Origin of the sequence: Pseudescherichia sp. (genome assembly GCF_031987975.1) — a bacterium.
In the GTDB taxonomy this organism is placed as follows: Bacteria; Pseudomonadota; Gammaproteobacteria; order Enterobacterales; family Enterobacteriaceae; genus Pseudescherichia.
Genome location: NZ_DALZYX010000001.1, coordinates 533,546 through 545,475 on the forward strand (window position 1 = coordinate 533,546; position 11,930 = coordinate 545,475).

The 11,930-nt window shown below is 53.0% G+C and carries 20 protein-coding genes; 3 read left to right on the forward strand and 17 right to left on the reverse strand.

What is annotated here, in order from left to right:
* The 5 genes from RTN40_RS02610 to RTN40_RS02630 all read right to left on the reverse strand — a co-directional run bounded on the left by RTN40_RS02610 (nucleotide 1) and on the right by RTN40_RS02630 (nucleotide 3,423).
* On the reverse strand, nucleotides 1–1,533 hold the full coding sequence (locus RTN40_RS02610) for a terminase TerL endonuclease subunit (RefSeq protein WP_312227068.1): 1,533 nt from the start codon (nucleotides 1,531–1,533) through the stop codon (nucleotides 1–3).
* 9 nt (nucleotides 1,534–1,542) lie between these two features.
* Nucleotides 1,543–1,977, reverse strand: a complete 435-nt coding sequence (locus tag RTN40_RS02615; protein ID WP_222890225.1) for a hypothetical protein — start codon at nucleotides 1,975–1,977, stop codon at nucleotides 1,543–1,545.
* A 120-nt stretch (nucleotides 1,978–2,097) separates the two neighbouring features.
* Nucleotides 2,098–2,307 (reverse strand): serine acetyltransferase, encoded by a 210-nt coding sequence (locus tag RTN40_RS02620; protein ID WP_312227069.1) that lies wholly within the window; start codon nucleotides 2,305–2,307, stop codon nucleotides 2,098–2,100.
* 12 nt (nucleotides 2,308–2,319) lie between these two features.
* A complete protein-coding gene (locus RTN40_RS02625) occupies nucleotides 2,320–2,610 on the reverse strand; it encodes an HNH endonuclease signature motif containing protein (protein WP_312227070.1) in 291 nt (96 codons plus the stop codon).
* Between the two features lie 6 nt (nucleotides 2,611–2,616).
* Nucleotides 2,617–3,423, reverse strand: a complete 807-nt coding sequence (locus tag RTN40_RS02630; RefSeq protein ID WP_312227071.1) for a DUF1983 domain-containing protein — start codon at nucleotides 3,421–3,423, stop codon at nucleotides 2,617–2,619.
* A gap of 342 nt (nucleotides 3,424–3,765) precedes the next feature.
* Here RTN40_RS02630 and RTN40_RS02635 point away from each other — a divergent pair, with 342 nt between their 5' ends.
* The 3 genes from RTN40_RS02635 to RTN40_RS02640 all read left to right on the forward strand — a co-directional run bounded on the left by RTN40_RS02635 (nucleotide 3,766) and on the right by RTN40_RS02640 (nucleotide 4,502).
* The gene (locus RTN40_RS02635) at nucleotides 3,766–3,897 is read left to right on the forward strand and encodes a YnfU family zinc-binding protein (protein WP_409418505.1); all 132 of its coding nucleotides are present in this window, start codon (nucleotides 3,766–3,768) and stop codon (nucleotides 3,895–3,897) included.
* A gap of 99 nt (nucleotides 3,898–3,996) precedes the next feature.
* Nucleotides 3,997–4,173, forward strand: a complete 177-nt coding sequence (locus tag RTN40_RS20980; RefSeq protein WP_409418497.1) for a YnfU family zinc-binding protein — start codon at nucleotides 3,997–3,999, stop codon at nucleotides 4,171–4,173.
* 59 nt (nucleotides 4,174–4,232) lie between these two features.
* Nucleotides 4,233–4,502 (forward strand): hypothetical protein, encoded by a 270-nt coding sequence (locus RTN40_RS02640; RefSeq protein WP_312227073.1) that lies wholly within the window; start codon nucleotides 4,233–4,235, stop codon nucleotides 4,500–4,502.
* Between the two features lie 107 nt (nucleotides 4,503–4,609).
* Here the strand turns inward: RTN40_RS02640 and RTN40_RS02645 are convergent, their stop codons facing one another.
* The 12 genes from RTN40_RS02645 to RTN40_RS02700 all read right to left on the reverse strand — a co-directional run bounded on the left by RTN40_RS02645 (nucleotide 4,610) and on the right by RTN40_RS02700 (nucleotide 11,918).
* A complete protein-coding gene (locus RTN40_RS02645) occupies nucleotides 4,610–4,846 on the reverse strand; it encodes a hypothetical protein (RefSeq protein WP_312227074.1) in 237 nt (78 codons plus the stop codon).
* A 344-nt stretch (nucleotides 4,847–5,190) separates the two neighbouring features.
* On the reverse strand, nucleotides 5,191–5,556 hold the full coding sequence (locus RTN40_RS02650; RefSeq protein ID WP_312227075.1) for a hypothetical protein: 366 nt from the start codon (nucleotides 5,554–5,556) through the stop codon (nucleotides 5,191–5,193).
* Nucleotides 5,546–6,043, reverse strand: a complete 498-nt coding sequence (locus RTN40_RS02655) for a lysozyme (RefSeq protein ID WP_312227209.1) — start codon at nucleotides 6,041–6,043, stop codon at nucleotides 5,546–5,548. Before RTN40_RS02655 ends, RTN40_RS02650 begins: the two co-directional genes overlap by 11 nt.
* Nucleotides 6,044–6,049: 6 nt before the next feature.
* A complete protein-coding gene (locus tag RTN40_RS02660; RefSeq protein WP_282984726.1) occupies nucleotides 6,050–6,280 on the reverse strand; it encodes a class II holin family protein in 231 nt (76 codons plus the stop codon).
* A 122-nt stretch (nucleotides 6,281–6,402) separates the two neighbouring features.
* Nucleotides 6,403–6,555, reverse strand: a complete 153-nt coding sequence (locus RTN40_RS02665; protein ID WP_312227076.1) for a DUF3927 family protein — start codon at nucleotides 6,553–6,555, stop codon at nucleotides 6,403–6,405.
* Nucleotides 6,555–6,983: a tellurite resistance TerB family protein gene (locus RTN40_RS02670; protein WP_222890592.1), complete on the reverse strand. Its 429-nt coding sequence runs from the start codon at nucleotides 6,981–6,983 to the stop codon at nucleotides 6,555–6,557. Before RTN40_RS02670 ends, RTN40_RS02665 begins: the two co-directional genes overlap by 1 nt.
* A gap of 174 nt (nucleotides 6,984–7,157) precedes the next feature.
* Nucleotides 7,158–7,565, reverse strand: coding sequence for a type II toxin-antitoxin system HicB family antitoxin (locus tag RTN40_RS02675; RefSeq protein WP_312227077.1), 408 nt, complete (start codon nucleotides 7,563–7,565; stop codon nucleotides 7,158–7,160).
* Nucleotides 7,566–7,613: 48 nt separating this feature from the next.
* Nucleotides 7,614–7,790 carry a type II toxin-antitoxin system HicA family toxin gene (locus RTN40_RS02680; RefSeq protein WP_312227078.1) on the reverse strand — a complete coding sequence of 59 codons (177 nt, stop codon included), beginning with the start codon at nucleotides 7,788–7,790 and terminating at the stop codon, nucleotides 7,614–7,616.
* A 276-nt stretch (nucleotides 7,791–8,066) separates the two neighbouring features.
* Complete coding sequence (locus RTN40_RS02685) at nucleotides 8,067–9,110, reverse strand: ParA family protein (RefSeq protein ID WP_312227079.1); 1,044 nt, start codon at nucleotides 9,108–9,110, stop codon at nucleotides 8,067–8,069.
* 221 nt (nucleotides 9,111–9,331) lie between these two features.
* The gene (locus RTN40_RS02690; protein WP_312227080.1) at nucleotides 9,332–10,129 is read right to left on the reverse strand and encodes an antitermination protein; all 798 of its coding nucleotides are present in this window, start codon (nucleotides 10,127–10,129) and stop codon (nucleotides 9,332–9,334) included.
* Nucleotides 10,126–10,986: a helix-turn-helix domain-containing protein gene (locus RTN40_RS02695; protein ID WP_312227081.1), complete on the reverse strand. Its 861-nt coding sequence runs from the start codon at nucleotides 10,984–10,986 to the stop codon at nucleotides 10,126–10,128. Before RTN40_RS02695 ends, RTN40_RS02690 begins: the two co-directional genes overlap by 4 nt.
* On the reverse strand, nucleotides 10,986–11,918 hold the full coding sequence (locus RTN40_RS02700) for a toprim domain-containing protein (protein ID WP_312227210.1): 933 nt from the start codon (nucleotides 11,916–11,918) through the stop codon (nucleotides 10,986–10,988). Before RTN40_RS02700 ends, RTN40_RS02695 begins: the two co-directional genes overlap by 1 nt.
* Nucleotides 11,919–11,930 lie beyond the last annotated feature (12 nt).

An 11,930-nucleotide genomic window follows, 5' to 3' on the forward strand; every position in this document is an offset into this window, starting at 1 on the left:
CTAGATGCTCAAAAAGTTGTAGATGAAATCGTTAACGTCGCCCTGATCCTCCACCTCATCACTGGTCTGCGCGCCGACAGACATCGCCAGCGCTACCATGCCGTCGATGCGCCCGCTGGCTTTGCCTTTCACAAATTTGCGGTTGCCGGCGGGGTCGGTGATGACGGTGGCGTTTTTGGCGCACATTTCGAGAATGGGGTGATTGCCGTGCTTCAGCTGCCCGCCGAGGAGTCTGGCCTCAAGTTCCCGGAGCGCCGGTGACATCGAGACAAAGCCCTGGCCGAACTCCACAAACCGCTCGAGCTCCGCCTCGGTAAACCCGGCATCTATCAGATGTGGGCGAAGGAAGCGCATGTTGTAGCGGTCGAACGCCAGCGCCCGGACGTTACAGGTGTCGAAAACGCGCCGCAGCTCGCGGGCGATGAAGGCGTATTCGATGGCCTTGCCCGGGGTTGTGTTAAGAAAGCCCTGCTTCGCCCAGATGTCGTAGGGAACGCGATCGTTGCGCGCCTTGTCGGCCAGCCCCTCTTCGGGCAGCCAGAACGTGCAGTGCACATCGCCCTGCGTTGTATTCAGCACCAGGGCGGTCAGATCCGACACGCTGGAAAGGTCGAGGCCACCCCACACAGTTTTACCCGTGAGATCGTCAGGCTCTTCCTTGTTCATGTGCCAGACGGTCTGGCTGACAAACGGGCTTTTAGCTTCAACCCTGCGGTTAAGCACCAGGTTCTCGAACTCAGCCTGGCGCGAAGGCAGGCGCTTGGCGCTGGCGGCCATGTCCAGCACTTCTTTCTGGTTCATGAACACGTCAAATGCCGGGTTCGCCAGCCTGATGGCCTCAACCGAAAACGGGTCGATATCTTCCGGCGCAGTCTGGAGACGGACCACCGTTCTCGGGTCAGCACCGGTCAGGCCGTCATCAATCAGCAGGCTCAGCAGGTCACTCGCGTCAGGGGCCTGGGTGCTGATGATCACCGAAATGGGGTTATCCTGAGCGGCGGTGGCAGTCTCCAGCGCCTCATAAAGTGCATCTCGCGGCCCGCGTACCTGCCCCAGTTCGTCGTGGGCAACGAATCGCGGCGAGAAACCGTATGCCGTTGTGGCTTCGGCGCTCAGCGCGCGGTAGTACGAACCCAGCTCCGGGCAGTGAATCTCTTTCGCTGAATCCTTAATTGCGACGTATTGCATCAGCACCGGGTTCATCCGGCACATCTTTGAGGCAAGGTTAAACAGAATGGCGGCCTGATCGCGGGATCGCGCAGCGGAATACAGCTGCGAGTTCGGCGCGGCCTCCGGCCCTACCAGGTAGAGCAGCATCAGCATGGCGGTTTCAACGGTTTTGGCGTTCTTCCGCCCGCGGCTGATGATCGCCCGGCGTGTGCCGTGCGGGTTGTCGAAGATGGCCCTGAAGTCGTCCTTCATGAACTCAGCCATTTTCAGGGGCTGACCGACGAACTTACCTTCAGGGATGACGATATTTCTTTCGCACCAGAGGATATTCCTCTCAGCTCTTGTCAGAGTTTTTTTAGCCATCAAAGAGCCTTAATCAATTTCCCAGGGCTTTTTCTCCCGAGCCAGATTGTTGTTAGCACGGCCAACCGTTTTGGGATCGGCAGTGGCCTGCCGGGTGATCCGCAGACGTGTCGCAAGAGAGGATGCCGATCGCACTTCGCGCTCGCGCATCGTAAGCAGCCTGTCGTAGCGCTTCAGCCCATCGTCACGGGCCAGCCACTCCAGCTCGAACTCCTCGATCTGCGTGGTGAGCAGCCGGGCCTGCACCACATGGCGGCAGTACATCTCCAGCATATCGCGGTGCGTTTCGGTGAAAGAGCTGGCCGGGTTGTCATTGACCAGCCGGACCCAGACGTTGATCTCCGGATCGCTCAGGTGAATGGACGGCTGTAGCCTGCTTTCAGCCAGTGCTGGCAGCGAGACAGCAGACGTCGCAGCCAGAGACTTTCTGCCTCGCTGTGCCATCGCGTTTTTCCTTTTTTTCTGGACGTTTTTAAAAATAAAACTGGGAGCGCGGTCTTTACCGGCCAGGTGTCAGAGTTTTACCCTCCCCCCTGCCTCGCTCCTATCAAACGAGAATGATTATCATTTTTCGATAATCTGCAGGTTTTCGCGGGCCAGGCTGGCGGGTTCCAGCCGTTTGCCAACACCGAGAGGGATGGTCAGAGTGATCACTGGCAGCGTCTTGCCCGCCTCATGATGGAGGCTCATAGCGGTGACTGACTTGAAGCAGATGCCATCAATGCTCAGTTCAACTAAATCACCTTCCCGGTATTCAATCTTCAGATCTTGCATCACATGCTCCTGTTACCAGATCACTCGGCCCTCTTCATCAAACTCGGTCACCGTCCCGCCGTTCTCCATGCGCTGCTTGACGGAGTCGTGGCAGCGTTTGCATAAACTTTGTAAATTTTCCGGATCGTGAAAGAGGGTCTCATCGCCTTTATGCGGCTTAACATGGTCCACCACAGCTGCTGACACCACCTGATTACGCTTCAGGTGAAACTCGCACAAGGGCTGCTTCTGCAGCTGGTGATAACGCAGGCGGTACCATCGCTTGGTGTTGTAGAGATTGTGCCAGGGAGAATTGGAGGCCATACAAAATCAGCTTCGTTCAATGATCGGCATCAGTAATGCCAGGTGGCGAGCCAGGGCTAAAGTCTGCCCAGTCTCTGCTGCGGCTCTCGTTAGTTCTGTCGCCTTTTTGCTCGCCTCGATTCGGCTACATCCTACGTAGTCTTCACGGGTCGGGACTTCTTTGATCCGTCGATACAGCAGGCCGCCGGGCTTCAGTGCGTTGCGCATGGCCTCGGTCACAGCCTGATTAATATTCAGCTGCATGGTGACCTGCGCAGAAGCCTGAGCGTCCTGCGATGTCAGCAGCGCCTTAAACAGATCGCTCTCACGTACAGCATCAATAACAGCTTCGCGCATATCGTCAGAGAGGCGGGTCTTTACATTATGTTCATTGATAAGCGTTGGGCCAGTAACGGCGAACCGATCCGCTTTAAATTCAACCTGCTTCTTACCATCTTCAACAGCAGCACCCATACCAGCAGCGTAACGGTGGCCGTTCTCGTCGGTGTTTACCTTCGTTGACCAGTTGGCTGTCGCGTCCACCAGCCTTTGTTCTTCTAGCGGGTTGATACGTCCAATACGTGCACTAACTGAGCCATCCTCACGATAAGCCGTGAACTCACCGGCTGAGATATTCACCCATCCGCCTGTCTTAGTGCGCTTGTCCTTCACGCTCAGCAGGCCAGGAAAATATTCAGGGTAACCGGTAACTTTAATGCGGCGGCCTTTGAGGTTGTACTCAGCAGAGCCAGCAGGGCTTTTGATGATCATGCCGTTGTCGGTCAGAACGACACGCATGCCAAGCATCGCCTGCTGCGGCGATAAGTATTTCATTCGGGTTTCCTTTTAGATGTGAGCCTGTCGCACAGGACAGCCGCCCGAGAGAAGCGGATCCCCAGGCTCACGGCTGAAAGACTCTCTTTGGTGCGCGTGCGAGGCGCATAAAAAAAGCCATCAGCGGATGCCAGTGGCTTGCTAATTAAGCATTGAAGAAAGGTTTTCTCACCCAAATGTTTAAGCGCCTTTCGGAAGTGCGAAACCTCGTACAGACCGTTTCACCTTACGAAAAGCATAACTGAACAATAAGTGAGCAAATAAAAGTCAGGAGGGATACAATGATTACCCACACATTTATAGAGTAAATTTATGACTATTTTCGATGACCTAAAAATGTACATGGATAAGCCAGTTAAAGTTAACTGTCCACACTGCTCTTACGCAATGGAACAAAAAAGTAGCAAAATCCGTAAGAACATTACCTGTATATGCCCGAAATGTGGGCACTTCTTTCTCCCCGAGGAACGGTAAGTCCCCTGAAAACCTTCTTGTGAGATTTTACCCCCCTCATTTAGCTATAAGTTGTTGGTAGCTTGTACCTTCCTGTCCAAAAGTTTGGAGTAGCATACCGTGTCGTACACCAGCGGACTTAGAAAGCTCAAAGAGCGCCCCGTACATGTCACCTGTCCCAGGTGCTCTCAGATCGCAGACCAGAAAGCAGGAAAAATGCGTAAAGATTTATCTCTTGAATGCCCGTATTGCGGTCTGGATTTCTTACCATCTGAATGTAAATGCATTGGAGGATAAGCCGCTCTTCCTTCAAACAAACTTTTAGTAACCAGAACACTTTGAGATAGAAGGCAATCATGAAAAATACTACAGACGTAATGCTCACATGTGGCATTATTGAGAGCCGTTTTCAGGGAGAATCTTCACATCCGATTTGCATTCATCGGGTCGCTTTTAATAACGGTAAATTCGCATTAATTCGCAGTGTGAGTAATATTTGCTTTGCAAATGGCTCAGTTCTTAAGCGCAGCAGTCAGGGCTGGTTTTCGGAGAGCAAACCAGAAAAGTTGCTGCCTTTTGAGTACATCAGTGAACAAGAGTCGATAAGAAGATTCAGAGAAGGTTAATTATATATATGTTTCTAATGTCATTTGTTACCTTCTCAAAGAAACGTTATTTAAATTTACTCTCGATACAGGCATATATTCAGCAATAAAAAACCGCCCGCAGGCGGTCAGTCTTCTTTCATAATAGCAGGCCTGATATTGCAGCTCCGCAGCTGGTAATCGCTATGCTCGGCCCTGAGCTCAATATCGATTTCATCAAAGAACCGGTCATAGAGCTGGTGGGCTGGCTCGTTCTGCAGCGCCTGAATGAAGTGAGTGCCATGCCCGAGAGATATAGTCTTTGTTGAGAACCGGAACTCTACCTGCCAGACGACCACCTTGTTAGGATCTACAGGCTGTTTCATATCCCCTCCGCTCCAATATTTGCAGTCAGGATAGGCCACTAAAGGGACAATGAATACGATACCGACGTCAGTTTTTGAGCCCTGACACACTTTACTTGTACGGCTTAAAAGGCTTTCCAGCTAACTCTCACAGCAAAAATCCCTAAAATCAGCACACTTAGTATCGTAACGATTGTGCACTTGCACTCCCTCAGAAGCATTATGGGTTTCCTGTTTCTGAGGGCTTTTTTTATTTTACTGCATTATACCAGGCCTGCCAGCGGTACTTATCCAGTCGCAGCTGGCGGAGGCATTCCGCCGTCTCAGTATCCGCCTGCAGGTCTGCGTCGCTGTCTGCGCCAGCATCACTTGCCCTGCATGGGGGCTGCATCAAATCCGCTGATGGAGTTGGCAGCGTTGATAGCGCGTTGCCGCAGCCGGACAGACTCATCATCAAAAACACAAACGGTACGATTCGGGTCCTGGACATATTTCACCACGTCGCGGGTTATGGTTCGGTAGATGATTCGGCCTTCGTCGCTGGCCTGCGCGGCCTTCTGCTCAACAGGCTGAATGGCCTTCTCAGCTTTGGCGCGCTTACCGGCGGCCAGGGCGTTGATGTGGTCAGCGTGGGCGTACCAGCCATTCCGGCACCGTAGCTCGCCATAGCCAATACCAAGCAGCATGACCACGAGAGCGATCATCAGGATCGTTCGAATGCTAAAGGTCATTCTTCCCCTCCGCCAGGCACAAGCTGCGCTCCATTTCGCGCCGGTTCTGGAGGCCTTTCCACTTCATGCCACCAGCGTAAACCCAGCGGCGCATCTCTTCGCACGCTCCGGCATGGTCGCCTTTGTTCAGCTTGCGCAGCAGCGTTGATTTCGAGAACGCGTCAGAGCCAACGTTAAAGACGAAGCTGTAGAGCGCGGCGCGCTGATACTCGTTCAGCGGCGCTTTGACCAGACTATCAACCGTCTTCTTGGCTGGCTGTAAGTCTTTCCATAGCAGGTTGTCACACTCGCGATCGGTGTAGGTCTTCCCTTTCACGATATCCCGGCCTGTATGGCCATCGCAGACGGTCCATACTCCGGCTACGTCTTTATAGGCTTCGTACTTCCGCCCCTCTACGCCGTCTTTGCCGCCGAGGAATACTGTGGCGATCGCCAGCGCACCAGCACCAGCTACACCGATGAGTTTTTTGCGCAGGCTGCTGGTCATTGGCATTTAATCATCTCCGACTTTGACTGCGGGGCCGTACTTCTCCAGCGCTTTGACCTGGGCGTTCGTCACCTTGCGCTTGAAGTACCAGTTAACCAGCCCGGTGATGATGATCCCGGCAATACCCGCCAGCACACCGATCGCGCTCCACTCATCAGGGCTGAACTTTGTCAGGATCCCGTTAACGATTGTGCCGCCAGAAGTGCCCAGGGCGACGCCGGTTACAAGTTTGCTCATATGGGTCATTCTCTCACCTCCGATAGGGTCGGGGTGCTGTGTTGTAGTTGAAGTCATGGCCACCAGCTGGCGGCTAAAATGCACTCTGTAAAAGACGCCCGTCGGACGCCTTTAGAAGAGTGTTATTTCGTTTTCTTTAGCAGCGGCCAGAGCAGAGCTACAACGCCAGCCACCAGCACGCCGTCGGCCAGGATCGACATCAACTTGCTGGTAAAGTCGATGGCGATCACCAGAAACAGCAATACACCAGCAGCAGCCCAGCGAAGCCGGGCCATTACAGGTGGTTTTCCAGACGCAGGCCGAGGGCGCTGGCGATCTCTTCCAGTACCTTGCGCTCTTCCGGCTCTACTTCGCCGTCAGCTTCCGCAATGGCTACTGCCACGTCGAGAACGTCTTCCGCCTCGCGCGTGTCGTGCTTAACGTCTTCAATCTCACGCAGCGCCGCGCGGCGGCCAATCTTGAAGTTAGTGTCCAGCTGACCGACAATCGTCGCGCTGATGGCGTTGATTTCAGAGGTGAACGCCGCCAGCGATGGCTGGTTACGCAGCACCTGTTCGATCTTCGCTTTCTCTGACGCTTCGCATTCGCCGTCGGCGTATGCCACCAGGTAAGCAGCGTTTACCACCGCCTGAGCCAGATCACGCTTTTCGAACTTCTTGATGTCGCTTACTGCCTTACGTGCTTTTTTACCGAAACCGAACATAGTGACTTTCCTTTTAGGGGGTGAGCCAGCGCTCAGGATGGTCAGCCCACAGAGACGGTCACACCGACCATCACTCTGGCTCACCTCTGAAAGGCTCTGTGGTTGAAGCGCCGAGCGTGGCGCGGGAAATAAAAAAGGCCCGCCGAAGCGAGCCTATGGGATAGTGAATTACTTTTACGCGGCGTGTAGTTCGAGGGATTTACCCAGCGCCGCGAGCGCTTTCTGTATGGTGTCTATTTTGGTCGAGTGATGCAGATCGAGGATGCGGGTCACCTCCTGCGGGCGCGTGTCGATCATGCGAGCCAGTTCGGCGTTACTCACACCGCTCTGAACTACCGCATTGAGCAGCAGCACTTTGGCCGCCACGCTGGCGGGCACCTCCACGAACGCTTCACCCTGGCCGGATGGCGGCGGGATCTCGCGCCGGTCTTCAAAGTAAAAGTCCAGCGCTGTTACCAGAGCGTCCTGCGCCATCGCTAACGCTTCCTCTCTGGTATCGCCGCCGGTCATTGCTTCCGGGATATCTGGAAACAACACCGCGCACCCTGTTTCATCACAATCGAACGTTACTGGATATCGCATATCTGATAAGTGAACCGCCGCAAGTACCAGCCCCGAAGGGCTGGATTTTTATTTCAGGCCGAGTTGCTTGAGAATTACTTTTCTCAGTGGCTCCGGTATCTCTTTACCCGGATGCCTCGGCATTACCGTTTGCTTGCCCTGGTAGAAGAGTTTTAAGTGGTTAGTACCTTCTTTAAACTCTACCCCCTGAGTGGCAAGCCAACGCTTGAACTCGCTTTGCTTCACTTCCTCCTCCTGTCTGTTTAACTTGAAACAATTATAAACATTTTTGTTTATACAGACAAGAGATTTATAAACTTTTTTGTTTATGTGCGCAGGCACAAAAAAGCCCGCAACATGGCGAGCTTTTTGGAGTTAATTATCTGTAGGCGATATACTCCATAATTTGAAGTTTACACGACACTTTCGGACAAAATCAAGCTTTGATATTGAAAAGTTAAATCCAGAGGAGCAAATAATTAAAGGGTGATATAAAAAACCCGGCGCGGTGGCCGGGATGTTTTAAAGAATGCTTGCGAGATACCTTAGTTGTTTCTGATATCGCGTAACAGATTGGTTAACCTGTAATCGCTTGCCTTCACTTACAGTGTGGAATCTACCAACCTTAAGCTGAGAAATTGGGATGCCCTCGGCACCACTAATTTGACCGCTGGAAACGAAATCATCGGTTACAACAAAAGCTTTGCTTACGTCTTCATCGGCAAATAGATGCTTATATTTATCCGCAATCTTAACAGCTCGCTCGATATACATTTGAGATGCTTTGCCTGGTGTTGATGACAGTTTGCTTTTAGATCCAGCCATCGTCATAACAATTGCTGCAACTTTAGGTGAGGATAAACCTCCGGCGCGGCTATTCCACATTTGGAAGTCTTTATCAGTACGTGACAGCATATCCAGTGTCAAATTAAGGGATTCAATAGAATGCTCGTCAACTCGAACAGGGATGATTAGTGCTTCAGCAGCGCACCACGCAAGGTGCGTCCCACCTGCATAAAACGGGCTCGTATCCATTAAGAGAATTTCGCATTTTTTCTCAATGGCCTCCTCTTTCATGATCGAATGAAGGGAGGTAAGAAGCGTAGCGACGGCTCTTGGCTCTCCTCGCGATAAGGCCACCTGAAGTTGTTGATACATGCTTGATGGGAAAGCAAATAGCTCAGGATCTCCAGGAATTGCATAGCATGCCTTGCCACCTTTAAAATCTTCAATGTAGTTGCTGACGCGGTAAGAAATGTCGTCTGGCTTCTCACCAAATGCAGGGCCTAACATCCGTGGAGTTAAAGCGTGGGCAACGGTAACTTTGGCATTCGCACCCTTCAGGATCGTTTCCGTCAAGTTACATTGAGGGCAAAGGTCAGCAACAAGAACTGAATTGATACGAGAAATCTCGTATGCCAAGTTGAAAGTCATCGTAGATTTACCGACACCTCCCCTAAGATTGGATACAGCATAGCTTTTAAAACGTGGTCCACCTGTTGCGACATAGCCATGTTCTACAACCTGAGCATAGCGGGTAAGCACATCATCTACCAAACTTGACATAATCATCTCCTCATATCGACAACTGGTATTTAATCACCACAAAAGTGCAGGATCAACAAAAAAGTGCAGGTTTTGAAAATAAGTGCAGGAGTAACATCAAAATGCAGGTTTGTATTTATAGTGCAGGAGTTATGGGTTTTTGCAGGAGATTTTGGTATAGCGATCAAAAAAGGCCGCATTCCTGCGACCTCGCGTCAATCAAACGTATCTGACGGCCGCTTTTAGCTCTCATTCTGATGGAGGGTTGTTACTTTCTGAAAAACAGTGTCTGCTTGGTGCTCCTCCTGCCAGCATTTATCGACAAGAACTGCAAGAAAGGGCTTCCAGTTGCGGGTCCATGTCCTCACATGCAGCTTCGGCAGACGCCTCAGAATCGCTTTGTGCGCAGCGGTCGAGGGTACGGACGAGAAGCCATTTCCAGAACAACGCTCACAGGTTTTGAATACGGGCGCGCCGTTTGCCTTCGTTGCTACACGGTCGAGCACTTCGCCTTTCCCGCCACAGCGGCACCGTGCGTGGATCACGCCCTTTCCCCCGCACGTTGCGCAGGTGTGCTTCACCAGCTCATGCTTAATCTTCGGGGCTACCACCCCCGCACCGTCAACATCAACAATGCCGGGATGCTTGATCACATCCTCATAGCTTGACGTCAATCCGGTACCGCTGCAGCTGTGACACGTCACGCTGGTGGCAGCCGAACGGGCATACTCAGCGAAAGCAAATTGCGCCAGCAGCTGCATGCACCAGCCGAACTCGCCACCAGCTGCTTTGCGCACATTCTTCGGGGCTGCTTCCATCGCGTGCCGCGCGAGTGCCTGAACCGCCAGCTGCTCATCCGTTTTGCTGATCCCGGCCTTGCCGAAGTATGCCGCCAGACCGAACCGGGCACGGCTGCTGGTGGTGCCGATGGCTGCCATGATATCTGTGCCGGTGATGCGATCCGGCGAAGTGCCCTTCACGCTGTCGCTGATGTGCATGCCCTGGGGGCTGAAATGTTTGAGTGATGCTTCCAGCTTCATTCTTCACACTCCCCTACCAGATTGAGGATGATCGCCGCGCCGCCACTTTCCATATATTCGGTTCTCTCGTTAGCCAGCAGCCAGATGCAGACCTCAACAGCTTCAGCTCGCGTTACCGGCTTGATGGAGGACAGCAATTTCTCCAGGTGCTTTTCACGGTCATAAACAGAGCTGTGGTGCTCCGAGTAGCCGTATTCGTGTCCCAGCTCACGCGCTGCGCAATCACGCTCACGATAAAGCCAGTCCCAGTAAACAAGTTCACGCACCACATCAGAAAGTGTGTGGGGCTCCGGCAAAACGTCACAGTAACCGCCCACCAGCGCGCCCCGCTGGTCGTCAATTTCGAAAATGCGATGACCGCTGATGTGCCCGGCTTCCATTTCTTCGGCAGTCCAACCGAAGTCGCACCCTTCAACGTATTTCGGCGACGTTTTCATAATCCGCTCTGCCTCAACATCTTCCAGCGCCGCTTCGTAGCTGCCGAACGTCGCGCGCACTCCTGCCGCTTTCTTAATGTTCTCCCGTGCGATCTCGATAGCTCTCGCCGGGTTATCCATGCCGATAGTTGCGAATGCAGCCATGAACGGATCAGGGCGTTTCGCCAGCAGGTGGCGGGAATATCGCTTCTCAGCCTCCTTCGGCGTGATCGTAATTTTCTCCAGCGCAGCTTCGGCTGCGTCCAGATGTGCAGGTTCGTTCATCCGGATGACCTCCAGCACCCAGAGATAGGCGTCTGTCTGCTTATCGCCGGTAATTTTCCGTTGCTCAGGCAGTGGCTTGATGTTCGCCAGGGTGGTGCTGTGCGCTGCCGTCGGGATGGTGAAGAGTGCTTTATGTTTGATATTGTCTGTACGCATTACGCCGCCGCCTTTTTCTTGTAAAAAACCAGTTCACGAACCTGATCGCCGTTCATGAGCATGTCGTTGAAGTCCCCGTTATCGGGGTAGTAAATGCTGATTCTTTCCAGGTCATTTTTTGCGAGCAGATTGGCATGCGCGCATTCCAGCGCAGCCGCTAATCCCGTCGCGCTGTTAATGTCACGATCTGCAAAGATGATGAAATTCTTCACGCCGGCCGGCACCCGGAATTTCTTCATGAATCCGCTGTTGATGGTTGCCCAGGTGTTCACCTTGTAAATCTGGTGCGCTGATAGCGCTGTCTCTATCCCTTCAGCGATACCCAGCGTGCTGGCCACCGGAAACATTCGGATAGCCACAGAGCGGGCGTGATCCAGATAGTTATCCTCCTGCAGGGACTTGAGGCGCTTGGCACTGGTCCCGATATCTGCCTTCCTGGCCCCGTCCAGCAGTGTCTGATGGAGGTAGCAGAGCTCACCTTTGTCGTCGGTTGCCAGTGAGTAAAGCGACTGGAAAACCAGACCGTTATGGCGCTGCTTATCGTTGAAGCGGATAGCTTCTGCTGGCAGCTGGTAAACTCCGCGCGCGTTCAGGTACTGGGCGCCGGAAGTGCCACGCAGAGCGGTAAGCTTCGAGAACTTGCTGAGCACCCTGTTACGCAGACTGCCTGCGCTGCTGGTGGCTGGTATCTTCAACCGAGTAAAGGTGTTGCCAATCAGCTCATCAATTTCACGGCAAACCTCATTGAATGGTTTACCCTGAGTTTCGGTCACCAGCTTAATCCCGTCGCCGCTGCCGCATTTGCAGATCCAGGTGCCAGCACCATCACGGTCATCGATGCGGAATTTACCGATGGATTCACACAGTGGGCATTTCCCCTTAAAGTGGTTTTTCCCGGTGATCGGCGGCAGGCCGTAATGCTCAAAAATCATGGCCCACTGGCC